Source organism: Paenibacillus sp. EKM206P, assembly GCF_011066155.1.
In the GTDB taxonomy this organism is placed as follows: Bacteria; Bacillota; Bacilli; order Paenibacillales; family Paenibacillaceae; genus Paenibacillus; species Paenibacillus polymyxa_D.
Genome location: NZ_JAAMNQ010000001.1, coordinates 595,242 through 621,558, shown reverse-complemented (window position 1 = coordinate 621,558; position 26,317 = coordinate 595,242). Strand labels below are relative to the sequence as shown.

The 26,317-nt window shown below is 34.5% G+C and carries 33 protein-coding genes and 2 pseudogenes; 1 reads left to right on the top strand and 34 read right to left on the bottom strand.

Annotation, left to right across the window (positions count from 1 at the left end; translation table 11 throughout):
* Nucleotides 1–484: 484 nt before the first annotated feature.
* The 17 genes from G9G53_RS03020 to G9G53_RS26200 form a co-directional block, all read right to left on the bottom strand.
* Entirely contained in the window at nt 485–1,828 is a 1,344-nt protein-coding gene (locus G9G53_RS03020) for a helix-turn-helix transcriptional regulator (RefSeq protein WP_165145231.1), read from the bottom strand.
* Between the two features lie 662 nt (nt 1,829–2,490).
* The gene (locus tag G9G53_RS03015) at nt 2,491–3,108 is read right to left on the bottom strand and encodes a recombinase family protein (RefSeq protein ID WP_165145229.1); all 618 of its coding nucleotides are present in this window, start codon (nt 3,106–3,108) and stop codon (nt 2,491–2,493) included.
* A 278-nt stretch (nt 3,109–3,386) separates the two neighbouring features.
* Nucleotides 3,387–3,719 (bottom strand): hypothetical protein, encoded by a 333-nt coding sequence (locus G9G53_RS03010; RefSeq protein WP_165145227.1) that lies wholly within the window; start codon nt 3,717–3,719, stop codon nt 3,387–3,389.
* 739 nt (nt 3,720–4,458) lie between these two features.
* Nucleotides 4,459–4,710 (bottom strand): helix-turn-helix domain-containing protein, encoded by a 252-nt coding sequence (locus tag G9G53_RS03005; protein WP_165145225.1) that lies wholly within the window; start codon nt 4,708–4,710, stop codon nt 4,459–4,461.
* A 38-nt stretch (nt 4,711–4,748) separates the two neighbouring features.
* Nucleotides 4,749–5,036, bottom strand: a complete 288-nt coding sequence (locus tag G9G53_RS03000) for a hypothetical protein (RefSeq protein ID WP_075154496.1) — start codon at nt 5,034–5,036, stop codon at nt 4,749–4,751.
* A 96-nt stretch (nt 5,037–5,132) separates the two neighbouring features.
* Nucleotides 5,133–5,744 carry a hypothetical protein gene (locus G9G53_RS02995; RefSeq protein ID WP_165145223.1) on the bottom strand — a complete coding sequence of 204 codons (612 nt, stop codon included), beginning with the start codon at nt 5,742–5,744 and terminating at the stop codon, nt 5,133–5,135.
* Nucleotides 5,745–5,773: 29 nt separating this feature from the next.
* Nucleotides 5,774–6,094, bottom strand: coding sequence for a hypothetical protein (locus G9G53_RS02990; protein WP_165145221.1), 321 nt, complete (start codon nt 6,092–6,094; stop codon nt 5,774–5,776).
* A 56-nt stretch (nt 6,095–6,150) separates the two neighbouring features.
* Nucleotides 6,151–6,993 (bottom strand): CPBP family glutamic-type intramembrane protease, encoded by an 843-nt coding sequence (locus G9G53_RS02985; protein WP_165145218.1) that lies wholly within the window; start codon nt 6,991–6,993, stop codon nt 6,151–6,153.
* A 100-nt stretch (nt 6,994–7,093) separates the two neighbouring features.
* Nucleotides 7,094–7,258: a hypothetical protein gene (locus G9G53_RS02980; RefSeq protein ID WP_165145215.1), complete on the bottom strand. Its 165-nt coding sequence runs from the start codon at nt 7,256–7,258 to the stop codon at nt 7,094–7,096.
* A 13-nt stretch (nt 7,259–7,271) separates the two neighbouring features.
* On the bottom strand, nt 7,272–7,748 hold the full coding sequence (locus G9G53_RS02975; RefSeq protein WP_165145212.1) for a hypothetical protein: 477 nt from the start codon (nt 7,746–7,748) through the stop codon (nt 7,272–7,274).
* Between the two features lie 88 nt (nt 7,749–7,836).
* Nucleotides 7,837–8,004: a hypothetical protein gene (locus tag G9G53_RS02970; RefSeq protein WP_165145209.1), complete on the bottom strand. Its 168-nt coding sequence runs from the start codon at nt 8,002–8,004 to the stop codon at nt 7,837–7,839.
* A 689-nt stretch (nt 8,005–8,693) separates the two neighbouring features.
* Nucleotides 8,694–9,311 carry a hypothetical protein gene (locus tag G9G53_RS02965; protein ID WP_238437672.1) on the bottom strand — a complete coding sequence of 206 codons (618 nt, stop codon included), beginning with the start codon at nt 9,309–9,311 and terminating at the stop codon, nt 8,694–8,696.
* Nucleotides 9,312–9,345: 34 nt separating this feature from the next.
* Complete coding sequence (locus tag G9G53_RS02960) at nt 9,346–9,750, bottom strand: hypothetical protein (RefSeq protein WP_165145206.1); 405 nt, start codon at nt 9,748–9,750, stop codon at nt 9,346–9,348.
* 24 nt (nt 9,751–9,774) lie between these two features.
* Entirely contained in the window at nt 9,775–10,707 is a 933-nt protein-coding gene (locus tag G9G53_RS02955) for a hypothetical protein (RefSeq protein ID WP_165145203.1), read from the bottom strand.
* Between the two features lie 41 nt (nt 10,708–10,748).
* Complete coding sequence (locus G9G53_RS02950; RefSeq protein ID WP_165145200.1) at nt 10,749–11,384, bottom strand: restriction endonuclease; 636 nt, start codon at nt 11,382–11,384, stop codon at nt 10,749–10,751.
* 189 nt (nt 11,385–11,573) lie between these two features.
* Nucleotides 11,574–11,708 carry a hypothetical protein gene (locus G9G53_RS26695; protein ID WP_274385761.1) on the bottom strand — a complete coding sequence of 45 codons (135 nt, stop codon included), beginning with the start codon at nt 11,706–11,708 and terminating at the stop codon, nt 11,574–11,576.
* A gap of 43 nt (nt 11,709–11,751) precedes the next feature.
* Nucleotides 11,752–12,399: a hypothetical protein gene (locus G9G53_RS26200; RefSeq protein ID WP_185156328.1), complete on the bottom strand. Its 648-nt coding sequence runs from the start codon at nt 12,397–12,399 to the stop codon at nt 11,752–11,754.
* Nucleotides 12,400–12,586: 187 nt separating this feature from the next.
* Between G9G53_RS26200 and G9G53_RS02940 the strand changes: the two genes are divergently transcribed.
* On the top strand, nt 12,587–12,820 hold the full coding sequence (locus tag G9G53_RS02940) for a helix-turn-helix domain-containing protein (protein ID WP_165145197.1): 234 nt from the start codon (nt 12,587–12,589) through the stop codon (nt 12,818–12,820).
* A 159-nt stretch (nt 12,821–12,979) separates the two neighbouring features.
* Here the strand turns inward: G9G53_RS02940 and G9G53_RS02935 are convergent, their stop codons facing one another.
* The 17 genes and pseudogenes from G9G53_RS02935 to G9G53_RS26275 all read right to left on the bottom strand — a co-directional run bounded on the left by G9G53_RS02935 (nt 12,980) and on the right by G9G53_RS26275 (nt 26,288).
* Nucleotides 12,980–13,615, bottom strand: a complete 636-nt coding sequence (locus G9G53_RS02935; protein WP_165145194.1) for a hypothetical protein — start codon at nt 13,613–13,615, stop codon at nt 12,980–12,982.
* Nucleotides 13,616–13,647: 32 nt separating this feature from the next.
* The gene (locus G9G53_RS26290; protein ID WP_238437673.1) at nt 13,648–13,893 is read right to left on the bottom strand and encodes a hypothetical protein; all 246 of its coding nucleotides are present in this window, start codon (nt 13,891–13,893) and stop codon (nt 13,648–13,650) included.
* A 78-nt stretch (nt 13,894–13,971) separates the two neighbouring features.
* Nucleotides 13,972–14,253, bottom strand: a complete 282-nt coding sequence (locus tag G9G53_RS26285; protein WP_238437674.1) for a hypothetical protein — start codon at nt 14,251–14,253, stop codon at nt 13,972–13,974.
* 39 nt (nt 14,254–14,292) lie between these two features.
* On the bottom strand, nt 14,293–14,829 hold the full coding sequence (locus tag G9G53_RS02925; protein ID WP_165145191.1) for a hypothetical protein: 537 nt from the start codon (nt 14,827–14,829) through the stop codon (nt 14,293–14,295).
* Nucleotides 14,830–14,868: 39 nt separating this feature from the next.
* The gene (locus tag G9G53_RS02920; RefSeq protein ID WP_165145188.1) at nt 14,869–16,209 is read right to left on the bottom strand and encodes an AbiJ-related protein; all 1,341 of its coding nucleotides are present in this window, start codon (nt 16,207–16,209) and stop codon (nt 14,869–14,871) included.
* 441 nt (nt 16,210–16,650) lie between these two features.
* Nucleotides 16,651–16,770, bottom strand: a pseudogene (locus tag G9G53_RS02915) (DUF1805 domain-containing protein); the annotation flags it as partial.
* A gap of 196 nt (nt 16,771–16,966) precedes the next feature.
* On the bottom strand, nt 16,967–17,515 hold the full coding sequence (locus tag G9G53_RS02910) for an RNA 2'-phosphotransferase (RefSeq protein WP_069012772.1): 549 nt from the start codon (nt 17,513–17,515) through the stop codon (nt 16,967–16,969).
* Nucleotides 17,516–17,655: 140 nt separating this feature from the next.
* The gene (locus tag G9G53_RS02905; protein WP_029516580.1) at nt 17,656–17,907 is read right to left on the bottom strand and encodes a hypothetical protein; all 252 of its coding nucleotides are present in this window, start codon (nt 17,905–17,907) and stop codon (nt 17,656–17,658) included.
* A 13-nt stretch (nt 17,908–17,920) separates the two neighbouring features.
* Entirely contained in the window at nt 17,921–19,084 is a 1,164-nt protein-coding gene (locus G9G53_RS02900) for a WXG100 family type VII secretion target (protein ID WP_165145185.1), read from the bottom strand.
* A gap of 122 nt (nt 19,085–19,206) precedes the next feature.
* Complete coding sequence (locus G9G53_RS02895; protein WP_165145182.1) at nt 19,207–19,410, bottom strand: hypothetical protein; 204 nt, start codon at nt 19,408–19,410, stop codon at nt 19,207–19,209.
* 167 nt (nt 19,411–19,577) lie between these two features.
* The gene (locus G9G53_RS26280; protein WP_230584968.1) at nt 19,578–20,363 is read right to left on the bottom strand and encodes an LPXTG cell wall anchor domain-containing protein; all 786 of its coding nucleotides are present in this window, start codon (nt 20,361–20,363) and stop codon (nt 19,578–19,580) included.
* A gap of 25 nt (nt 20,364–20,388) precedes the next feature.
* Nucleotides 20,389–20,973 carry a C39 family peptidase gene (locus G9G53_RS02880; RefSeq protein ID WP_238437679.1) on the bottom strand — a complete coding sequence of 195 codons (585 nt, stop codon included), beginning with the start codon at nt 20,971–20,973 and terminating at the stop codon, nt 20,389–20,391.
* A gap of 562 nt (nt 20,974–21,535) precedes the next feature.
* Nucleotides 21,536–22,951: a tetratricopeptide repeat protein gene (locus tag G9G53_RS02875; RefSeq protein WP_165145179.1), complete on the bottom strand. Its 1,416-nt coding sequence runs from the start codon at nt 22,949–22,951 to the stop codon at nt 21,536–21,538.
* Between the two features lie 539 nt (nt 22,952–23,490).
* Nucleotides 23,491–24,107, bottom strand: a pseudogene (locus G9G53_RS02870) (recombinase family protein).
* Between the two features lie 178 nt (nt 24,108–24,285).
* Nucleotides 24,286–24,618: a hypothetical protein gene (locus tag G9G53_RS02865; RefSeq protein ID WP_165145176.1), complete on the bottom strand. Its 333-nt coding sequence runs from the start codon at nt 24,616–24,618 to the stop codon at nt 24,286–24,288.
* A gap of 200 nt (nt 24,619–24,818) precedes the next feature.
* Nucleotides 24,819–25,097 carry a hypothetical protein gene (locus tag G9G53_RS02860; protein ID WP_029516574.1) on the bottom strand — a complete coding sequence of 93 codons (279 nt, stop codon included), beginning with the start codon at nt 25,095–25,097 and terminating at the stop codon, nt 24,819–24,821.
* Nucleotides 25,098–25,115: 18 nt separating this feature from the next.
* Nucleotides 25,116–26,288 carry a YncE family protein gene (locus G9G53_RS26275; RefSeq protein ID WP_230584967.1) on the bottom strand — a complete coding sequence of 391 codons (1,173 nt, stop codon included), beginning with the start codon at nt 26,286–26,288 and terminating at the stop codon, nt 25,116–25,118.
* Nucleotides 26,289–26,317: the final 29 nt, after the last annotated feature.

Genomic DNA, 26,317 nt, shown 5'->3' with positions numbered 1-26,317 from the left:
AATTCTTTGAGTTTTTCCATTTTAGAAATGTATTTAGGGCAATAACAATAATTAGAACGGTTAGTAAAACATTAGTTATAGTAAGAGTGGTATCTAAGTTGCTCAATCTAATTTCGATGTCCTGAAAACCTGAACTAGTTTTATCCCCTATTTCACTTAAGCTAGAACTCATCCGATTTAAATACTGCACTAATTCACCTATATCCATCCAACACACCACCAGTCAATTGTTTACATTCAAAAAAGGCTAAACGGATAATCCCGTTCAAGCCTTAAATGTAACTTAATATTCTTCATTTGAATAAACGCTTTCACACTATTTAAAATGTACTAACTTCCAATATGCCAACCAAAAACTGAGATACCACCGTTAGAAATTGGCTGTGACATACTAAAATCTTGAATGTTTATTGTTTGTATGCTCGCTAACAACACCAATAAGTAAGTAGTTGCAAACAACCCATTAATTATGCGTTTCATACCATTACCCCATTTCCACTAAATTTCGATACTCCACTTTGACTTCATTTGAGACAAATTGGCGACAACGTTCAAACATTCTCACGCAACGAAGTATAGAGTGCTCATTATTAATTATAGTGGATAATCTCATACAGTCTAATAAGTAACTAATTCCCTTTTCGTACTGACCATTGGTCAAATAATAGTCAGCTATTTCACTCAAAAACCCAACAAGCTGATCATTAATATTCTGCTTGTCATTCGTTTGTCTTCCTTCTTGATCATGTATCTTGGATATTTCCCACTCAAATTGACTCAAAATACTGTCAACATTTAATTTATAACGATTGGCTACTATCATTATATTCCACAAACCCGGTAGTAATTCCTCTCTATTTGTTGAAATGAGATCAATGTATAAAGGAAGTGCCTCTGTATCTCCAGCCATGAGTTTGGTTAAGCATATGTTAGCCTCGCCCCATTCTTGAAACAAGCTTTTCCAGCGCAATGCTTCTTCGTCGGTCTCTTTCACCCAATCCAAATCACAAGACTCATACGCAATTTGTAACGCCAACTCATACTTTCCTTGTTCATAATAAACGCCGCCAATAAGTGATTTACTGAATGCTATATAAAAAAATAACGGTCGCAGAGGCTTGCGCTCTTCCCTTTCCTGAGAATGTTCCAAGGAGTATTGAGCTTTGGCTAAAGTCCTTAAATCCTTAGCAACTTCCTTAGCGCGTTCCCATTTTCGCAATGATCGGTACACATTAGCCAAATCTATAAGGGCATCTAATTGGTCTATAGCATCAAGACGTTTGACAAAAGGCTCAAATTGGAGTGCTGATTGGAAATTCTTTTCTTGGTTATCTCCAATCTGAATCTTGAATATACGATATTGACAGATGGCTAGGCGTTCAGAGTGTTGATATTTCTCCGCTTCAGCTACCCCCTCATAGAGTATCAATGCCGCTTCTAGTCGTCCCTGCGCCAACAATCCTTCTGCAATTTCGAATAGTTTGGGCGAATACAGTAGATTATCCATGATGGCTCCCACCACTCGACGGATCGCATCCAGCTTGTCCAACTCCGCACAGCGATATAAAAACGGTTCAATTCGCCTCATATTAGGAGGATGGTCAATAATGTAGTTTTCTATAAATAGATCATAAAAGTGACCCTCTGGTAAGCCCATAGCTTCAGTAATTCGATCGAGCTGATTAATAGACATAGATTTATTACCTGTTACAATGCTACTTATTATTCCCCTATTCATCCCTGCGATTTGTCCAAATTGCGTTAGACTCATGTTTTCTTGTTGTAGAAATTGTTCCAATTCTGCTCTAATCGTGGGTGTAATTTTCATCGATAAACCACCCTTTCAACATAGACTAACAATACGATGCATAGTTAAAATTATTATGTAGTTGTGAAACAAGTAGTACAATGCTTTAACGATCTTGATTGTACCATCTTTTGGAACAAAATCATATACTTTTCATATATGTACTTAAGATACCTTTCGAGATAGTTTTCGAGGATTTTATGGTTAAAAGTATCGTCCTCATATTGATGTATAGTTTATTGGAAAGATCAGAATACAACTTATCCAATATAAAGTTACCAGATTAATAGTTATGTTCATCTTCCCTTGTAATTAATCTATGATTTGAGCTTAGATTGGATGTATGACATACAAGCAACCTTCATAATATTTGGGATGGCATCGAGTTAAATTGAGGCTATGTCGGGGAATGGAAGTGCTATGGGGATATTTGTAGAAAGTGAATGGTCAATTGATTTTAACTACCCCCGGGTATCTATAGAAGCAAAATCAGTTCATAAAATAACTTCAGTGTGTAGGTAGATGTGCTACTGCATTATTTGGAAATTTAATAGGCGCTTTGGGTGTAAACTATCCCCCTTCTTCAAATTATACACTAATATATGGTTATTAAAGCACAAAGAAACCTAGACATTAATCATCTAGGCCGTGAGTGTGTACGTAGTGTACACATGATTATTATTTTATCCTACTTGTTTCTGTTGCTCATATTCCTTTACCCTACGATAAAATGTGTTAGGCTTCATTTCTACACGTCTCATGGCTTCCACTGCTGTTATGCTGCCTTGTTTCCATTCCTCATATACCATAATGAAGTCATCGCTTATTGCCTGTTTAGGACGACCAAACACAACGCCATTGTTCTTAGCTGCTACTATACCTTCAGATTGTCTACCGTTTATCTTCTCACGTTCACGTTCTGCCATATACGAAAGCAACTCAAGCACAATACTTGATATAACCTTCTCTAAGCCATTATGGTATTGTCTAGTGTCAAGAATTGGCATATCAAGAATAACGATGTGTGCGCCTATCTCATGCGTAATATCTTGCCATTCACGTTTGATTTCTTCTGCATTTCGTCCAAGTCTGTCCAGTTCCTTGATGAACAGAATGTCGCCTTTTCTAAGCACACTCTTCAATGCCTGATATTGTGGTCTGTCAAAATTCTTGCCGCTTTTCTTATCAATGAAATAATCACGTTCCATGATACCTAAATCTTGCATTGCTTCCAATTGTCTAGCTTCGTTCTGATCTTTCGTCGATACCCTTATGTAACCATAGTGTCTAATCTCACTCATATGGATCATCCTTTGCTATGTCATTGGTTATATTATAGCAAAACTATGTCAAAATGTATATTGTTATATATGAAATGTTTCAAAATTATTTATATACTATTTGACATGTATCATAACCACTTATGACATACACTAAACTACTATTGCAAAAGGTATACTTTATGACATAGTGTTGAAAAAGACCTTGGCTAAATTGAGCATAATAAAAAGGGCAACCGAAGTCGCCCTAGATATTCCAATTATACAACTTAACTTTTCAAATGCTTTAGTACACAAATCTATTTACTGTCTTCTTCCTTGATATAAGTAGCGTCATATTGAATGATCGCTTTAGTTTCATCAGTAGCCTTTGAAACGTCGTAGACTACTTCATCTTGATTGAATTTTTCTTCATCATGGAGAGATTGCGGTTTTTTTATAAATAATGCATCTTTAGTATAAATTTTATCAGGGTGATTAAGTCCTTCTAATACAATATCAGGGACTACTGCTTTTGTAACGCTCTCCATTTCTTCTGAAGTATCATCACTAGCAAAAACATTATTACTAATAACTACAGCAAACGTAACAGTAAGGGCAGCCAACCCCAAAAATTTTAATTTAGCCTTCAATTCTGTCCTCACCCTCCATTAATTAATTTGCATATCCATTTACATACATCTTTTAATGGTTTATATGTATTCATAACCAATATATTCAAATTGTATGCATGAATTCAACAAAAGTCAAATTGCTCAACTCTTTTTTCCATACATTTGTAATCATAGTTTGAAAGTAATATTTTCACATTATCAGCAATGAGGATAGGAAGTTGACGCTGTGTCAATCATATGAAGGTATCACCAACTTTGAGACACTGTAAAGATATCCTATATCGACACCCGTATCGAACCTCAATCGTCAAAATTGATAATATGTGCATAAATACTATATTCTATATGGTTTTTTGAGTCATTGTGGTTCAAAATTGTACCATAATATATTCACATCGTTGCCGTATCGAGAAAATAGCTAAAACATAGATAAATGAAGGATTTTTTGTGAAAATAGTTGGAATCGTAGCTTCAATCGTACGAATTGGAAGGAAATTCGCTAAAAGGCTAATGAATCAATGGATTTTTTAATTTTTAGCAATTGATTTATTCAAAATTTTAATTTTAAAAACCCTTTATTTATCTATGTTTTGTATCGTAGCTCAATCGAATCATGAATCGTAACAAGAATCGCGAAGTGGAAGTGTTATTGATGTTATTTTCATGTTTTTTCATATTTCACTCTAATAGTCTAACTCAATTCATATATGTATGTATGTCATTTCTAGGACAAAATGCCCCAAAGACTTTTAAGAAATTATTTTGTATCATCATACTTTAAGATTCCACTTGTTAGTTCCTCAACTGTCGTATTCAGTATCGAGGCTACCTGTATTAATTTCTCAATACTAATTCTTATTTCCGCTCTCTCATATCGATGAACAGTTTTCTTGGTTACTCCTATCTTTTCAGCCAGTGATTGTAAGCTATCGTTTTGAAGTTTACGATACTTCTCAATATTTCCACCTACGACTACATAAAAACCTTGAGCATTCAAATCATTAGCCATTTAATGTCCAACTTTCATATTTGAATAAAGGAAAGATTTCATCTGTTCTCATAACGAATCAACTTTTCAATTACATCAGCAAGCATCATTTTAAATTCCAAGGAACTGTTTTTTGCCAGCGAGAATTGTTCGTCTAGTTTCTTGTTATAAATTAGTTCGTTTATTTCCTTGATCAATAATGCATCCTTTCTCTTGTCGTCAAATAATGGGTTTGCTTTCAAAAGGCCGGGGACTCTGCTTATCAGCTCTAGTGAAAGTGAATCAAATAAATCCAGCAATTCAATGCTTCCATCTTTCTTTACCTTCACGGACAAAGTTGTGGTCAAGACTACACCTCATTTCTGTAAAAGGAAAATTTCATCTGATTTACTGCCTTCACAGTAACACCTTTAAGTGATATTACCTTTTCACCAAATTTCATTTCATCTTTCCTTTGAGTCTTTATACGCCTTGACAAGATCTTCAATATATACCTTGCGATGATTTTTCTTTATTGATATAACCGAAAGGTCAAAGTGAGACATTTTAGCTAAGTACTCCTCTGGTAAGTTCTCGCATATTTCATCTACCACTTCATCAATAATCTTATCAAAATCATACTTTTCATCGTGGCGGTTGTCATGGAACCATGTTCTATAGTAGTCCTCGTAAAGCTGTCTATACTTTATATCGAACGGCACACATCCCATTAAATCAAATGTATAGTAACCTTCAGAGTACTTTCCGTTTCGAGTGTCCTCGTCGGATTTCCATTTAATATTGTCATGATATCTCTCTTTAAGCTCATCCAATCTTGAATCATCGTTCCAGTATAAACACAAGACATAACCACTTGAGAGTGTCATAGGTTCATCGACTACTTTAGCCCAATAGAATCCATTTTGCTTTATTTCTGTTTCAGCTATCTGAATCAGTGAGCCTCTATCGTTTGAGAAGAATAGATACTTTCCATGCGTTGCTTTATTGATATTCATGTCTTTATAACTGCCAGAATAAATGTGCTGCCATCTACCATATTTCTTATATTTCAGCACCCTCGCCACTTCCTTTTGAAATGTACGATTTATCCAAAATAAACTTTTACCTTGCCTTCGTTGGTAGCTATGCTTAAAAGTCCATCGAGAAACTTGGCTAATTTGTCTTTCTCATACTCAGGCTCGGTTTGTTCAATGTTAGACCAATCAATTGTTTCGGATTTTAGAATAGCATCTTTAATTTGGTTTTCATCGAAATAAATTTCTTCACCTACACCACTAACCCCACCGTCTAATGATTGAACATCTAGAACTCTATATAAATGCCTTGCACATTCGTTCCACGATCCGTATCGAGTATATGCAATTTCTTTGTTTTCTTTGTTATACCCACTAATATCGTGTCCCATTTCCATATACTCCTTGTAGTAAAATATTTGTTTTACTACGATCATACCTAATAAGATTAAGTATTAATTGCAGCTTTGCCTTTTCTTTTTGTCAACAACAATACAATTGAAATTGATAAGCAAGTTACTATTAAAATAGAAGATACAATAGAACTATCATACGAATTAAACGTAGTATATACATCAAACACTATATGAGTAAGAATCGCGCTCCAAATTCTCTTTGTAATAAACATTATTGTTGCAAAGCATAATCCCATCAGACCAATCATAATTGTAATATCCAGATTAATCCAACCATCAGAATATGCAAATGTATGCATCCAGCCGAATAGAAAAGAACTTAAAAGAAACGATAAAATTAGCGACAATATCTTTATATTCTTCTTTTTACTAAGTTTCCTAAATCCATAATGGAGTAGTAAATAAATAATTAAAATGCTTGAATATCTCCATATTTCTTCGGCTCCAGCAAGAACATCTGTTACTAAGCTAATAAAAATTTCATTTGAAGATATGTTTGTTATTCCTTGTGGATTGCTGTTCTTAACAAACATTCTACCGACGAGACCTACTATTAGTATTGCAGCAATCGGGGCTAACAAGGGAACATATATGTAATAAATAAGAAAATTCATTTTTTTGTTTTTTGCATCAAAGCTATTTTGGGGTAATCTGAAATAAATATTTTTAGATTGCCATAGAGAGAATAAAAACATGAAAACAAACAGAATTATCTGTGCATAGTCTGTATCGACACCAAAGCGGAATCTTAGAAGGACAAGCAATGGTATAGAAATGAAGATCATAACATTAACTAATACAAATACCTTATTATTGTTGGTGAACGTTTCCGCTAGCCTTTCTAGTAAAGCATCTTTCTTCTCTCTTGTCTGCATTGTCTTGCCTCCATAAAACATTAAAGTTTGTTTCTCATATTTTATCTCAATGAGTTCAGTGAACAGCTTCCTCTGTTTTCTTTCTTGTAAAAGTCATATTTTATTCTTTAATATCATTTCCATCTTCATCTATTAATCTACTTCCTCCACCAAATTCCCAGCCATTAGATTCAACAAACTCTATAAACTTATCAATAAATTCATCATGATCAACGTTTCCTTTAGTAGCAAAAACTGCTCCGCTAATTTTTATGCCTTTTTTCATGGAATTCTCTCCTTTAATTGATATATAGCTCATAGCTTTTCGTCGCTTTCCCAGTTGAAATTACCAGTTTGTTTTCTCCTTCTTTTACTGCTTCGCTTAACTTAACAACAAAGTGTTTTTTTAAGTAATACCTTGAATAAAAATTAGCTGATTCATTTTCAGGTTTGTCGTTATATATGACATTATCATTCAGTACTACAACAAGTGGTTCCACACTATTGATGTACCCACCATAAATATACAAATCTGCCTTTCTTTTTTTGTATCGAGAGACATCAATTGAAACTTTATTTTGATCATCTAAATCAATTTCTTCTTCGTAATAGTTATTAGTTTCATCTAATAAAACACCTATTCCAACGCCATAAAAGAAAGTATGAGGGTCTCCAAAGTTTTTATCAAATTGATATCTAATATAATTTGGGACTTGTAAAGCAACTAAAATGATTAAAACAATAAACAGACTGAGAAAGAACTTTTTCTTATTCATTTCACTTCCCTCTCACTTTTGATGAAGTCGCTTATCTTTTGATTCATTCTATCCCACTTATACTATTTAAATAAGTCTCAAATTTCTTTCAGTCTTCTAATCTTTCAACTGTGATTCGCACTCTTTTACCTGCCAAAACTAAGAACAGATATTCATTTAAAGAACAGCCTTCCTCTCGATTATCTACGTCTGCGTAAGCTGATTCTCCATTGACTAAAAACACATCAACAATCCCCTCAAAAACGTTACCATCCAAGACAACTATCACTTCCCTTAAAAGTTTCGTTTTACATAGAGTTTTCGTTTGACTTATTCCGTGTTCGTCTTAATATTTCCCGTTTGATTTTATTGCGATATTCCTCATGTTCCCATTCACTTAAGTTCTTTTTGAAACCACAATGTTCACATTCTAGTGTATTAATATTATAGGAGTGTCTATTGTCTATAAGATATCCATTGCAATGAATACATACCGCGTCTATTCTGTTTGAAATGCTGTATTTTCCATAATAGCTAAACCATTCCCATTCCCAACGGATTCCTTCAATGATATCACTTTTGTAATTCAGAAAATCAGGACTACTATTTTTATTAAAAGAATTTGATATCGGATTAATAAGTTTGAAGTAGATTATGAGAATTAACAGTAACATCCAAACAGGGACACCAAAGGTCAAAACTGAGTGAAATAATGATATGACCCATTTCCAAACCGTTATAGAAGCACTCATAAAGGATTCCGATTTTATGTAGGCGACTATAAGAGCACTAATTGTTGAGCTAATAACACCGGAAGAAACAGCAATTCCGATTGGATGCTTAAATATCTTCTTGAAAATCTTCTTCAATTAAACTCCCCATTCCCACTTAAATTCACATCACTGAATTACTCGTCAATCTTCGCCTCTCTTGATGAAAGACTAATTTGATTTACAAAATATGAAATCAAAAATGCTTAACCAGGCATTCGTAACCCTTGTACTCAAGTTGATTTCTCATCGTTCCCTCTTCTTCAGAGGCATGCAAAGAACCGACAATGATAATTCCCCACTCACATCTATTCTCTTCAACATAAGCAAAGATTGTGCTTGCAAACTTAATATCTCTTTCTATAGTCGGAAGATCCGAGCATTCGTTCTTTTTTAAATTTCGACTCAGTTCTTCAATAAAGTTAAACTTCGCATCGTTGTTACAATGCATTTTCAAAGTCTGAAGTCTCAGTTTTGCAAAATTGTCAACAGCTTCTTGATCCACGACTCTCGAATCGTCAAGCCATAGAACATTTACATTATCAAAGATACCTTTGTGGCTATCTCCTTCATAAGCCAATGTTTTTGAGATAGATTCTATTTGTTTTTGATTTAAATCTGGCCACTCCTTTTCTAATAATTGTGAAAGATATGGCCTCTGGGCAGCTACCTTTGTATATACCTCCTCGTCCCATTCTGAAGCAATAAAGTCGGGCTTAGTTTGGTTTTCAGCTTTAATCTCGTGTAGCCATTGAATTAGCCCTGTCCTTGAAACAGGGTCATTGTGGTTGATCCCAGCAATATACAACTTCATATAGACATCTCCTATAAAAGAATTTTTTTATCAATCATTTAACATATCTATTAAATAACAAATCAACTATTTCCATATAAAATGCAAATATCATTGATAGAAGTGCTAGCCCCATACCCCACGTTAAAATAATTACAACAAAAAATAAAAAAGAGAGATCCAAATTAAAATTCTTCGGAGTTGATGCATAAACCATACCGCCGATAATTAGTAATGAGAATACTATTAAAAGTGTTGTCAGTAGAAATAGAATAGAAAGTTGAAAAAGATCTAAATTTAATATTTTTCCTATCGAAAGATTTGTGTAAAAGAAAGCCCCAGATACACCCGATACAGTAAACAAACTACTCACGATTCCAAGTTTATTCGACGAAGTCCCGTTAGAAAATTCTGTCGATAATTCTTTGAAAAATCTTGTTTTTTTTGTTTCCACATTCATTTGTTAATTCTCTTTTCTTTAATTTTAAGAATCCAAATTTCGATTTACTCCATTGAGTTTTAAAATTAAATAATCAAAAAACAAAATACATCTCAAAGCATTCAATTTATACCCATATTTAGTATCCGCTCCATGCAAGATAGCATGTCTACTTAAAGGTGACTTAATTATCTGACCATGTTTAAATGAATCCAACACACAATCTATATAAAAAAGTTTAACCGCATCATCTAATGAAAAACTACCTGTATCTTTTAGAACTTCCTCACCTAATCTTTTCAATTCCTTTTGAGAGACATAACCTGTAACATTGCCTCTTTCTATAATTATCCCTTCAATTTGCGGTAATAATGTTGAGATTGCACTGTGATATCTGCCTTCGAGATAATTAGTAATTGATTCATCTAATATTGCTATCCTTTTTTTTAACCAACCTATTGTTTTCCAATTTTCATAATAAGACTTAATTTTCGAGTCAACATAGTTATTAAGTATTAGTTGATATATTTTTTCTTCCATCTCTTCTTCGCCATTTGCGATATAAAATTCATAAATCCCTTTAAAATCTTTATAATCCATATCATGATGAGGGGGGAAATTCAGTTTTACCATTAGCTTCTTATATTGTTCAAAATCTTTAGAGGCCTTTTTTAAAAGCTTAGGTACTGTTCCAAAAGATCTTTGGATAATATCCTGTTGCTGATTTAAATAATCTGCAATAGGTTTCATATTTCTCAGCAACTGTAAATGTTGCTCTTGCAAATCTCTAAACGGACTCTCCATTAAACTCTTAAACTCTCTTTGTTGTTTCATCATTTTTCTCATTGAAATATTTAATACACTCTCTAGCGCTTGTTGCTGCCTTTTCCATTCTCTAACTGGGTTTTTAAACGCTTGACGTATTACTGCTTGCTGCCTTCTAAATTCCTTATACGGATCATTTTGATCCCAGTTCAATTCGTTCACTCCTTATGATTTACTTCAAAAGTCTTCAGTAACTAGTTACCTGAAGCGATGCGTCTTTCAGACTTATGATCCTTCTTAATTATTTTATCCTTATTCCTATAATCGTCCCATGAATCCAGACTCAAGTAAGGCTCTGCTTCGATGATATCTTTTACCTTGCTATGCTGCTGTGACTTGAAAAGCTCAATCATTTCAATTAAATCGTTGCGATCCAACAACTTCACTCTATTAAAACTGGCTAACTGTTCACACGAGATTGTGTATTTGCTCGAAGTAATAACAGTAGATTTCTTAGCTCTATAAAATCGCATAGAACTATACACTTCCTGAACTGCACTCAAACCCACAGGATTGCTTACTGCATACCGTTTAGCCTGAATGACATTGCGGTATCCTTCTCTATCTGTAAATACCAAGTCTGCTCCAAAATCTCTGCTGTCTTGTGTTTTATACGCATCACCATAGCCTAAACACTGGAACAGCCTAAACAGATACATTTCGAAGTCCTTGCCATCCTCCATACGATCTATTTCGTTAATGCTAATTTTATAAGGATCAATATCCTGCGTTACTTTATATTGCTCTTGAACTCTAGGCTTCTTAAATAAGCGTAGCAATACCAAAGCAATCAATACAACAAAAACACACAATATCACAAATATAGACAACAATGCTCCTCCTTAGCTGCTGGTACTTTTTCATACTACTTTATAATACAACAATTAGGTACAATTTCCCATATATTTTGGATAAGTATAGTAAATTAGTAACAAAAAAAACGCCTATCTCTAGGCGCTCAAACACGGGGCTAAATTCCATCCTCCCTGACTCTTTATAACATGTAGTCCAAATACATTTTACACAGCCTTTTTGTCAGCCTGAGCCAACATCTTGAGACTGATCCAGTTACCAGTTATTGTTTTGAGGTAGAGTTTACCGTCCATTAGCTTCCCAGTTTTGTACATTGGTGTCGCTCCTTTCATGGTGGACATATGTATCTTCTCCTTTAGGAGAATTGTTGTATCACGCGACATACTAAAAACCAGAAACAATCCCTCTCGCTTCATCCTCAGCACGTTCAATAGCTTGGATAAACGGCATCAATGGTTCCTCACGTTTGTACTGAATAGCCTTCTCACATGTACCTCCAGCTGCTTCCCATTCCCAATATGTAATAATATCAATGGATTGTAAGAAATACATGGTCAGAGCTCCCACAGGATTCACAGCGTACAATTGCATAAAGTGTTCATATGTAAGTTGATCATGTTGTAAATATTCATCCTTCATTTGGTGAAGCAAAAGAAATCTACTTTCACGATTAACATTGACGATACGATTTACATACTCATTACGGCGTTCAACTGTGTTCAATATGATTTGCATGTCATTGCGAATACGCCAAGCTTCAGGGGAAATATCGAGCATATTGATTAGGTCATTGATGGACAGGTCAGGATTGTACGGCGCTGGTTCGATAATACGAGTCCAATTGTCGTCATTGCCCTGTTCAAACACTTGAATAGCATCCGAGACGTTCAAGCCAATCGTTTGCCATTTGCGATTTAGAGCATCGATAATATGGTAATAGTGTAGTTCCTTTTCAGCATCTTCTTCTGATTCCCAAACTGGCTTCATTCGTATAATGTCGATGATGGCTTGCTTGTTAGCTTTTTTGGTCACTGGGTATCTTCCTCCTTGAGAAATTGGTAGAATGGCAATAGCAAAGCTAAGGAAATGTATATACATTCCTTCTCAATAATGGTATGATCGTTTAATAGTTATAATCATTTAATGTCTATATAAACAATATACGACTATAGACGTTTAATGTCAATAGCTTTATTTAAGCATATTTAGGAGGTAAATAATGAAGTCTAAATTCACACTTACATGTAATCTAGATAAGATACTTAAAGAAAAAGACATTACTCCCTATAAATTATCGAAGGAGACTGGTGAAAGAATCGGAACTATTTATAAATTAGTAAATAATCAGGATCTTGATAGCTCTCGTCTTTCTACCTCAATGATGGCTAACATTTGTGGTTATTTAGGTATCGGCTTAGGAGAATTGTTCGATATAGCAGAAGAAACAGGTTGATAAACTACATTCCACTAAATACATAGACATAGTAAAGAGCCTAGACAGTAATCATCTAGGCTTGTTTGTTGTAAATCATAGTCATTATAAGATTGATATTGTAAAACTGGATTTTGGCTCTAAAGGAACAACGTTGATAGTTTAAAATCTACATTTCATTTACTTTAGAAGATCTCTGTATTTAAAAAAGTAGTCCTTCAAAATAAGGTCATCAATCATTGTAAATTCTTCAACATCATTTGATGTCGTGTCAACTCTCCATATACGGTTTTTGATTGACTTTTGATGATTCCATAGATCATCATAGTTATTTAAATTTGACTCAAAGACAAAAAACTTTCCTTGTTCTTTGAAAACGCCATAATTAACAAGAAGTACATATGGAACATACTTAAATATTAAACCTTTGTAATACCAAATATCGCTTTTATTTGCAGCTATCAACATTTCCTTGTACTGACTATAACTTAAATTGTTATTAAGTAAATGTTTACATCTTAAATAGACTTTATCTAAATGTTGAGATGTGAGTTCTTTCATTAAATGTGCGTTATATTCATCACGTTCTGTTGGCCTTAGTCCCTCATACCGCTTACGATTTGACTCAATTGATGGACAATTTGTATTACTTTCATGATAAAAATGTGCAGCTACGTTACCTACAGATGATTTCGCCCTAATCTTTAGGATATTTTTGCACAAATCGCATACTGGAAACTCTTCTGGAAAAAAGCGAAGCCAGTCATCAATATGGTATTTCATCCCTGTGGTTTGGTGGTATGCATAAAACGGCAATTTAGGTCGCACCTTCTTCCTTCAATTTTACTCTATTTAAAATCTAGTTTTCTTTCTTTATATTCCTCGTACATTGAGTCTTCCATCATACTTCTGTGCATTTCGGCTATCTCGTTAGAATAATCATCAACAGTAATTTCGTATCTTGCGTCTTCAAGAAAAAAACGTAAGTCTTCGATATGATCCGTGAAAAAATCATAACTTAAGTCATATGCGATTCTCATTTTAACCAATAATTCAAGCATCTGCTCATTGGAAAGATTGATTTCATAATGCATAAACTGATTCCTTATCTTATTGAGATAATTAATTGCTATTACATAGGTATTTAATTCGTCTTATTGCTTCGTTTAATGTCACAATCTCCAAAAGAGGATTAACATCCATAACATTCTCTTTTCCTTTTTCCAGCTATTCTTTTTTGCTGTCATATATTTATCCAAATCAGCAAAAATTAAATACTCTTCATAATTCTTAAGGATTAATTTAAAAAGAATTTCTATACCATGATTGAGCGATATTACAGCATCTTTTAAATTATGAGATAGCCCATCTTCTAAAGAGGGCAATTTTTCTATTATTAAATAAGCCGCTTTTAGTGAATCAGCGCCATTTTCAGCTAACCCCATTTTAATCATTACCTGTTCACCTCTATTGTTAATAAATCATGCCTTTGATCAATTTTGTTTCTCTAAAGTTTGAAACAGGCTGTTTATTTCTTCTATAATTTGAAAAATAGTGTCATAGGCAACTAATCCCCATTGCGATTGCATGGATGGATGAAACGACATGTTTCTTAGTTCTCTAATAGCATCATACCGGGCTTTCTTCTCATGTGGAATATTCCCACTATTTATAAGTTTTTGAATCATGTCTGAAAGCTGAAGTCTCTTTTTACCTCTAGTGCTAAAATTAGATCCATAAACCCTTTTATGTACACTAGATATTGCAGCTTCAAACGCTTTATAAGATTGCTCTTGCGAAAGAGTAAAAAAAGTCCAATATAAATACCCATAAGCATATAATGCCTTAGATACTTCAATCAATTCTTTTATGTCATCAGGAACTAATTCATCAATTGTAATTTTATCAACGAAATTAAGAATATCGTCCTCAGTGACAGCCCACTGTTCACCTGTCTCAAAATTCACTGCTCCAAAGTTTTTTATTATATCATCAGGTTTATAGTAATTCTCAGTGGTTATTTTCTTCATATGCTAACCTCTATCCTCATACAATATAAAATAGTTATTTCAATTGATCTCATACCTTAAAAAGAGCTTACTAAAAAAATCAAGTACCATTTTATCTACATTGTTTTCATTTATAAATTCAAATCCTCCGAATCTGAAAACTTCATACCCTAAAAGTCTAAGATCTCTATCAGCTTTCATCATCTCAGCATATTTCTTAGGGTTTGGTTTATTATCCTCAGTAGAATAGTGTTGTTTACCATCAATCTCGATTACGATTCGAACGTTATTTGGTAATAGCAATAAAAAGTCCATTCGTTGTCTCACTAAGCGTGTTTCATTCGGTACTATTTTAGTAACATAGGGGTCATAATGAAGATATACCTGAGGTATCAAAGCAGGTAAACTATTACCCATTCTTTCTCTAAAGTGCTTGAAATAAAATTTAAAAAAGTTTCTTTCTGGCCCTTTATCTAATGACCTAATCAAACGCTTGTACATCGCTCGTTCAACATTTATTCCTTCTTCCTCAGATTGCTTATCTCCCCACCAAGTTACTAATTCTCTCCACAATAATCCTTCCAAAATTGGCAGATCATACACTAGACAAAACTCTTGATTTTTAACTATAGCTATCTCATTGTTAATCGAATCGCTTATAACAATTTCAGGTTTAGGGCCATCTGCAGCGAATATAAGATTTTTAAATTCTCCTTTAACACCTTTAGTAGTTTTTATAATGGTGTATAATGGATAACCTGATATCTGTGAGGTCACTTGCATTTTGTATCCATCTTTAACTAAATGATAATTCAATTTTTCAATAAATTGAGGATCAACCTCGCTTCTGACACGCGGATGGACAATTTGTTCTGTGAAACGAATGAATTTTTCATCTGTAATATTATAAATCTCAAGAACATCTTCAAATAATTCTTGAAATGACCAATCATCATTTGCTATCATATGCTGAGTTATGTCCCCAGTTGCATTAAAAAACCTCGAATCTGTTGAAGGCATGGAATCTAAATCCCATGTTCTCTTCAGAAAGTCAATTAAATTCATATCACCTTCAATGTACCCTAGCGACAATATTTCTTTAACAATGTTTTTTCTTGTTATCTGTGTGATATTAAATATTCCCCTTGGAGAGATCGTATTTAGCATTCTATTTAAATCAACAGAATTATAATCTTTTGCCACTCTCTTGGCTAAATCAATTAGAAATAATTGATCTTTACCTCTTAGTCTACGTTCTACATATTTAGACTTACCCGCAAAGGCCTCGCTTTCTTCACCGCCGTCTAAGCCGTAACTAGAACAGATGTCTGGTATATCGTATGACTTCACCTCAGATGCTAGAAAAGATGCTATATGTTGAACTAACTCTATATGATTCATTTTTCACCTCGAAATCTGAATAATGATGAAATAAACCTTTAATAATAGGAACAATATACCATAAATCAGTACACGTTCGAGTATAAATTTTTTGATTCCGAACACTTTACAATTGACATACTCCTTGGACGCTCCCATGTTCGTTCTAATGCTGTTGTCCACATTATGAATAGGGAAAATCTTAAAATCCCCGTAACTCTCACCTGCGTTGGTTATCAGATTCCTTTGATCAGAACTCACAGGAGTATAATGCACAGTCACATGCTTGTCCTCCTCCAAAAGGTCACAAATACGGTCACAAAATTCAGTCATTTATAAGATTTTAATAGTATGAATCAGTACAGATCAGTAAATTGAAAATTGCTATGAAAGCTTGTCCTGCTTGACTTTAAAGCTTAAACAGCGAAAAATTTCACTACCCTAAATTCGGTACATCTTAGACGCACCACACATGATGTAACCACGGGAGTTAGAGATCGTCAACAGCGTTGTTTTAGGCAGTTTGACCTCGACTCCGATAAATGTATGCTCACCCACTTGAATGGGTTCCATGTGTATCATGGTTATTACATGCACCTCCTCTTTGTTCATCCGGGATATTTTATGCGGCATTTGCGGGTGAGTGTGGACGCCCGTGGATACATTCAAAATATTAGGAGGGGAATGTATGTACAGCAAAATAGACGATATCAAAAAGACCAGACGAATTTTTTCTCATCTAGTCTCGGTGATCATCGTTAACGGTCTGGGTTACGCTTTATTCAAACTTTTTTAAGTACTGTGGCGGCACAAGGTCGGCAAGCCAAACACCGTGGTTGGCTTTATAAAACTTCACTTGATTAGCCAATGCCTTTTCTGTATCTACTTCAAGGATCACCAGTTCCCCACGTCTTTTACCTGCCAGAATTGCAAACTCAAGGGCTTCAGACAGATGTACATACTTTCTGCCCATTGGCTTAATTCCTTCAGTAAAAATGTTATGGATTACCTTTGTGTTTGTACCGTGATAGAGAATGGTTGGTGGAGTGGCCTCCTTATAATCCAATCTGCCTGCACTGTGCCCATAATTAGCTCTTATGTACCCATTAACAATCTCATATCTTTGTTTTGGACAATGGCTTACTACTTGCTTGATATCCGACTCGCTTACGTCAGACCATCTATTCTCTGATCTTATTCCTTGAATCAGGTCTTGAATGTCACAATAACCCTCATGGTCTAGCTCAAGACCAAACTGTTCTGGTGTATGCCTAAGAATCTTACTCATAAATTTACTAAGGCTCTCTTCTTGTTTTGGCGTTAACATGATATGCTCCTTCTAAAATCGTCTCTTAATTCTAGGGTGGATAAAAATTTTCCTCTTTAATCAGATAGATTGCAATGAAAAAAGCTTACTCTCATTTTATTATCAATGGAGCAAGCTCGGTTCGTATTCCTGAAGCTACTTTATGATTCAAATGTCATCTTGTCAGGAAATATACCACCTTCTTTAACGAAGCAACGTGCCATCCGCTGTGCAGCCCTATCAAAATAAAATTTGTTTGAATGATTCGAATCTGGTAAAGGTTCAATTTCAGAGAACAGCTTAGTATCCTTGTTTAATTGAATTTTCCCCATAGTGTGTTCGTTTGGACCATATTTATAAATAACTACTGTATCATCTTCATGTTCTTTAAAAAGTAAAACAAATGCTCCCATTATAAAATCTCCTCTATTCTATTTCCCATGGACGACCCGACCTTACCGCAGCGTTATGAGCAGTCTCATAGTCTGTTTTAAATATACCCTCAAATCTAGATTCAAACAATTCATGGTTAAGCAAATCCATATCTTTTTCTGTTTGTATCCCTTTTTGTAATCTATCCCATGCTTGAGCTATTTCGTAATCAGAATGAAATCTGCCATAACCACTTGATTTTATGTGTTCTTTTATGAAAACGTGTTCTTTGATTCTTTGAATCCTACTTTCCTTCATTCCAGAATTCTCAGCTATTGCTCTTACATCACTATCTGAAGCTCTGATTTGATCATACATCTCATCTGCTTCAGCTTCTCTACGAAAATATTCATCAATTGAAAGATCGTTTCTCCCACCTGTTTGTACTTCTGTTTTAGATTCAGATTCTATTGAATTCCGTAAGCTGGAACTCGTATTATTCTTCGGAATCTCATACTGAATAGATGGTTTCAAACCAATTTTAGGCTTAATAACTGAGCTGACTCCTCCAAACAATCCTGCTGTACCAATCATATTAGCCCAATGTTCCTTTGACCACGCATTGGTAGGATTAAATGCGCCCTGAATCATACCCGTTATTCCAAATGTACTGAAATTGAGCATGTCATTCCACGAATCGTTTTGTTTAGCTGCTCGTTCCATGTACCCTTGATACATTCCTTTTGGAATACCATACGACATATAATCTAAGAAGCTCCAAACCGAATCAAACTTTTTCTCATAACGTACTGAATTAGCATCTACAAAATCCTGACCTAGTTCAGTTAAGCTATCTACCGATTTCTGGAATGCATTTCGTGTATCTGGAGCAGGAACAGCACATGAATTCGGTGGAGGTGGTAAACAACTTGCATCAATGTTACCTGTTTCCATCAGATCTGCTAATCTGAATTTATCTGCATGGTGACGTAACTCCCTAGCAATAGAATCCATCAGGGTAACAAAGTCATTCATATTCTTCTGAGAGGTCTGGAAGGAATAGTAAAAGTGCTCTTTAGTCAGTCCTTCCCACAATTGTCCCATAGATGAAATTTGTTTTACTAAATTGCTATTCACTTGAGTTGCCGTTTGCTGTGCTAACTCAAACTGCTTGGAGATGGTCATAAGTTGCTCAGGCGTCACTTTAATAGTTGTCATAGGTTAGTTACCTCTAGTCATGAATTCGTTATGACATAGTAACACTATTCCGATTTATGGAAAATGAACTTAATTCCTAATTGTTATATGAAGGATTAACCTTTCTACCTACGTCTAAAGACTTAAAACGTGCCATGATCTTCAACCATATCTTGCAACCCAGGGATAAGCGTAAGGAGTTTTTTGTAGTTTCTTAGTTGCTGAGTTGTTATATTTAACTCATGTGCAATATCAGCCTGTGTTTTTTGCTGACCAAAATTATTTTGCTCAGCACTTTCATATGTATGCTGATTATTCCCTTCTAGATTGGCGCTCCCATCCCTCACTCCAGATTCTTTCCAACTCAACACAAATCAAAAAGGCTAGACGGAATATCCATCTAGCCACCTACAACACTTCATTATCTGAGTTGAATTTAAATAGATAATTCCAGCCCGCCAAGCCGTCTAATTATATCAAAACTATTACACAGTTTATTGTATACAAGATTAATCTATAACTTTTTTCTTCTTTTAATTACGAAAAAAATGCCACCAATAATTGCTAACCCTGCAATAGAAAATAGTGACACTTTTTCTGTGCTGATTTTGCTTGTAATGAGCTGCGAAGTAGTCGAGTTTAGATTAGATGGACTCCCCCCAGAGATCAGTTCATCTGAATCATTTTTTTCAGAAGCTTCTTGCCGAGCCTTCTCATTGGCAGATAGAAACTCTACAAACTCCTGTAAATTGTATACTTTCAATGGCTTAAATTCCATGTATACGCTCTCTCTAAGAGGAACCACAACTTCCTTCCCATCTATATCAGAAATTAGAGCAACCGTAGCCAGTCGATCATCATATATCAGTTTGCTGCTTTCATCGTAGCCAATCAATTTCTTTGCTTCTTCGAATTGACTCGGAAACTCAAGATCACTATAAGCTGATCGTATTCTTTTCCCATCTTCTGAAAAAACAATACCATTATTTTGTTGTCCACTTTTTATGGAAAATAAGTACCCTTTAGATTTTAAAATGTCATTAGCTCTATCTGTATTCCCTGATCTAACAGCTTTAGAATTAACAGTGTAAACCTTAAAACCTTCATCAAGAGTTAAATTTTCCGCTTCTTTAGTAGTTGTTATTTTAAATCCTGTATTCTTTCTAATATCATCTTTGAAATTCCCCAAATCCTTTTCAATAGATTGCTCAACTTCTTTCGGAACCTCATTTGCCGCTAAGACGGTTATAGGTAACAATAAGATACAAGAAAACGCAATACCAATTATTTTTTTATACATTTTATCAGTCCTCCTTAGTCTCGTTTTAATTAACATAAATTTCGTTTATAGTGCTGTACCAACTAAAATCTCTATTATTAACAAATCCATCATAGTAATCTATTTTATCCATCTTCTCACCAACGGCAGGGTCTTTGTAATATACTTTTTGAAATCCTAAATTTGTATTATCGGAATATCCATTTATTAGATACATATGTCCAAGATCAGAGTCGTCCTTCCACACGATATGTGCTAATTGCGGTTGATTTCTTTTTATTTGAGAGATAATAGTTCCAAAGGGTATCGGCTCTTTATCAATTGTAGAGTTCAACCCCCCATATGCTAACGCGCTTTTTACTTCCTTATCCGTGCCTCCCTTATTTACGAGGCTACCTTTAATATATTTTACGATTTGAGATTGAGTTTTATTTCCACCTAAATGTTCTATAGCCATCTGTGAAGTAGCAGCCCAGCACCAATTAGATTTCTCTTGTTTATGCGAAGGCACAGGAAGAGATTTGTAATCTATGTAACTAGGTGTGATTTTGTCTGAATTGATCTCTTGGGCTGATGTTAATGGAGCGATAGCACTAAGTGCTAATACCCCCATAAGCACAAATGCTGTCATTTTTTTTTTTCATGTAATGAAACTTTCTTTTTTCTTATTTGGAATACAATATAATAATAATACAGAAAATACAATAATATAACATTTCATTCAACATTATTGCAAAAATAGTAAGTCGGCACTATATTAATCATTTTCCTGTAAGTGTTAAAATATCAACAATTTTAATAAAACAGTATCCTGCTACTTCCTTAATTACGCACAACGTTGAAGGTATCCCATCCTTTGACGTAAACCGTCGTCCCTTTTCATAATGCACCTCCTTCTTCAAACCCTCGTCTTGGTTAATAATGGATTAGTTCACAAAAAAAGTTTTAACAAATCATAAAGAAGACCTACTTTAGTTGTAGGTCTTGGAATAGAACATTATTTAATAATAGAATTTTTGAGGTTCCCCTGCGTTGGCCTATTGGGTTCCGTAATTAAACCTATTTCAGGGGTGCAGTTTTAACGAATTTTCAAATCAATTCGTATTTAAGCTCCTCCATGTGTTGCAAAGACTTGAAATCCTCCATCATGACTATCCAGATAAATAGGTACAGCTAAGGTGAACAAAAAGCTACTAACAACGATCAACATTACCACTTTTTTCAACATTGTTTAACCACACCTTTTCAATGAGATTGTAAAACTCTGTTTTGGTTTCAGATACCGCATGGGCTTTGAAACGCACAAACAACCCCATACAATTTATAAAATATGTCTCATTATTTAGTATATGCGCTTTTACCATTGCACAAAACAAATGATTAAAGCCATCATTGTGCATCCCATGATCTAAATAATAATAAGCCAATTCATATCCACAAAGTGCAGAGTATTCCGGTATTACTTGCTGGGTATACATATCATCTGATGATGGTCGCTGAGATAAAGACGCAATCTCTGTTTCAAATCGTTTAAGTATATCGTTTAAATCAAGCTCATAACGGTTAGCCGCCGTCATTATGTTAAGTAGTTGAGTTACCCTATCTTCTTGAATCGTATCTGATGAGTCATCAATAAAGTTTAGATATTCATGAAGCACACTCACATCACCAGATAAAAGCCTATATGCAAGTATGTTAGCTTGTGACCAATGTTTAAACAAGCCAATCCAGTGCTGGGTATCCTCATCGGTCTCTCTAACCCAATCTAAATTGGAGTAGGCATATGTATAGTGTAATGCCTGCTCATAATTACCCTGCTCTTCACATGCATTAGCACAGAGCAAGTCTGCATAAGCAATGTACACAAACAAGGGACGACTTAGCTTGTCGCTAGATTCGATCTGTTCTCGGCTGTTCTGTTGATGGTTCAGTGTACATTGTATTTCGGCTTTAGCTCTCATTTTCCTCGCCATCTCATCAACCTTATCCCATTTACGCAATGATCTGTACACGTTAGCCAAATCCTTCAATGCGTCAAGCTGGTCTATTTCATCTAGTCTTTCGACAAAAGCTTCAAATACGGCTGCCGCCCCAACATTTTGATTTTGATCGTCATTAATCTGAATTTTAAAAATACGATATTGGCAGATTGCCAGGCGTTCAGAATGTTGATATCTCTCCGCTTCAGCTACCCCCTCATAAAGTATCAATGCCGCTTCTAGTCGTCCCTGCGACAACAATTCTTCCGCTATTTCAAATAGCTTGGGTGAATAGAGTAGATTGTCCATGATGGCTCCCACTACTCGACGGACCGCATCCAACTTGTCCAACTCCGCACAGCGATACAAAAACGGCTCGATTCGCCTCATATTTGGAGGATGATCAATGATGTAATTTTCTATAAACAATTCATAAAAGTGACCCTCTGGTAAGCCCATAGCTTCAGTAATACGATCGAGCTGGTTAATAGACATAGATTTATTACCTGTTACAATGCTACTTATTATTCCCCTATTCATCCCTGTAATTTGTCCAAATTCCGATAGGTTTAAGCCTTCTTGTTTAAGATATTGTTCCAATTCTGCTCTAATCGTGGGTGTAATTTTCATCGATAAACCACCCTTTCAATGTAGACTCACAATACGATGCATAGTAAAAATTATTATGTAGTTGTGAAACAAGTAGTAAAATGCTCTAACGATCTTGATTGTACCATCTTTTGGTATAAAATCATATACCTTTCATATAGTACTCAAGATACCTTTTGGGATAGTTACGTATGATTTCATGATTAAGGATATCGTCTTTATGTTGATGTATAGTTTATTTAAAAAATTAGAACACAACTCATCCAATACAAAGTACCAGATTAATAGTCAGGTTCGCATTCCCTTGTGTTTTAATCTATGAATTGAGCCTTGATTGGATGTATGGCATACAAGCAACCTTAATGATATTAGGGACGGTATCGAGTCAAAAAATAACTTGAGTGTGAAAGTGAATGTGTTAGGGGCAATTTTGGAAATTAAATAGACGTTTATGATGTAAAATACCCCCCGTCCTTTTTATTGTACCTGCTAGTATTTGATCAGCAGACATAACAAAGAAACCTAGACATAATCATCTAGGCTCCATACACATGAACAATTTATCCTACTTGTTTCTGTTGCTCATATTCCTTTACCCTGCGATAGAACGTGTTAGGCTTCATTTCTACGCGCTTCATTGCTTCGACTGCTGTTATTCCACCTTGCTTCCATTCCTCATATGCTGTAATAAACTCATCACTTATTGCCTTTTTAGGCCGACCAAATACCACACCATTATTTTTGGCTGCTGCTATATCTTCAGATTGTCTACCGTTTATCTTCTCACGTTCACGTTCTGCCATGTAGCTGAGTAATTCAAGCACGATACTAGATATAACCTTTTCCAAACCATTTTGATATTGTCTAGTGTCAAGGATAGGCATACAAGGATAACAATGTGTGCACCTATCTCATACGTTATATCTTGCCATTCACGTTTGATTTCTTTAGCATTCCGTCCAAGTCTGTCAAGTTCCTTAATGAACAGAATGTCTCCGTGTCTAAGTACGCTCTTTAATGTTTGATATTGTGGTCTGTCAAAATTCTTGCCACTTTGCTTATCAATGAAGTAATCACGTTCCATAATACCTAAGTCCTTCATCGATTCTAATTGTCTAGCTTCATTCTGATCTTTACTCGATACTCTTATGTAACCATAGCGTCTAATCTCACTCATATGGATCATCCTCTACTATGTCATTAATTGTATTTAGCAAAGTATGTCAAAATGTATACTATATGACAAAGTGTTGGAAAAAGACTTGGCTAAATTGAGCATAATAAAAAGGGCAACCGAAGTCGCCCTAGATATTCCATTATACAACTTAACTTTTCAAATACTTTAGTACACAAATCTATTTACTGTCTTCTTCCTTGATGTAAATAGCGTCATATTGAATGATTGCTTTAGTTTCATCAGTAGTCTTTGAAACGTCGTAGACTACTTCATCTTGACTGAACTTATCTTCATCATGGAGAGATTGCGGTTTTTTTATAAATAACCCATCTTTAGTATAAATTTTATCAGGATGATTAAGTTCTTCTAATACACCGTCAGGGACTATTGCTTTTGTAACGCCCTTCATTTCTTCAGAAGTATCGTCACTAGCAAAAACATTATTACCAATAACTACAGCAAACGTAACAGTAAGGGCAGCCAACCCCAAAAATTTCAATTTAGCCTTCACTTCTTCCCTAACCCTTCATTAATTAATTTGCATATCCATTCCCAGAAATTTTAATCGGGTAACCAGACCCATCATTTCCGGAATGATTTCCAATTAGCAAATAAACTGGATTGAACTCAAAAGATGCATCGTCGCCTGTTATACCTAAGTTAGTGTGCGAAAATTTGATCGTGGTGACTATTGATAATAGTGTAAAAAAATCAACTCGATTTTCCTAACTGTGAAAACGCCATCTTATAAGCCACAAACGTAATAATTGCGTAGATAAAACCATATAGAAGCCAAGCATCTATATTAACTGCAATGGTTTCTAAATTGGTGGCAATAAATATAAGAGGCAGTAGCAAGGCTAGTATTAATCCTAAGTAGATGTTTCCTTTGAAATAGGCGAAACATACTCCGATCAAGATTGCCAGAATGGGGCAAAATATAAAAGTAGGGAAGAGGGGATTAAGTTTTGGAAATAACCAGTAAATCATAATAATCACTCCTTAAAGTTAATTAGTCAGAAAAAAACGAATCATTTCCTTGTTTGATTTAAATGCTAGAGGAATGACATGTAATTCTTTGCCTGTCAATAAGTCATATTCTCTTATTTCCCTTATTCTATCAACAGGAGAATTTTTGACATAATCATATAGGACAAAAACAGATCCTGCAAAATACTGTACTCCAGATATTACTCCTTTCTCATTTTGTATTTTTTCGGAGACGGAATTGCTTTGTTTTAATCTCAACTTTTTAGGCTTTTTGTTGAGGTCATTGAAAATAGTATAATTTAAGTCTTCAGAGAGAATATATAATTTATCGTTGTAAATTTGGCTGTCATAAAACAAAAATGAAGTATCTGACAAAGATGTTTCATTTTCCAACTTACCATTTTTAGGGTCAATTATCTGCATTATAGGATGAAATTGTGTATCAGATGTATTGCCATCAAGAAATACAATAAGCTTGCCTTTAAATATTTGTAGTGATGCTCCATTTTGGCCTACCGGAAAGTATTCTTTTAAACCATGTAAACGATTTTCTATAGTGAATTGTTTGATCTTCTTTGATGTTTTTAAATCAATGACATAAATACCTACAGAATTATCATTATTGTTCACATATAAAGTGTATGCCATATTATTGTATTCAACGGTTGATAATAAATATCCATTCAAAAGAATATTTCTATATTTCAAATTTTTTTTATCGAAATAAACCAATTCATTGGTGTACTGTGTGGGAGAATAACTCGGATTAATACCCACGTTCATGGAGAAAAATAGATGATTGTCGCTTTCTTTCAAAAATGAAGTTCCGATATTCCTATCTTTTCCATATTTATTAGATCCAAAAAATGGTTGAAGAATTCCATTTTGATTAAGTATGTAATGTCTATTTTTTCGTTCAGACATTAAATAATAGTCATTCTTTACTTTGGCAAAATAATAAAGTGACTGGGCATTAACTAAGTTTTTTTTGTCTAAAATCTCGCCTTTATTACTGTATTTCACAATTTCTGCACCGTCATCCATTGCATTTGAATAAACAACAGTAAATGTCTCGGATTTTGTTATATTTTTCAATGAATGATGTGTTGTAGTAAACCAAAACGTTGAAACTGCCAATGCAAGTAAAAATAAAGTTGCAAAAATAATTCTTATTCTTTTTTTAAAGAGCATAATGTCCCCCCTTAGTGAAATCACTCACA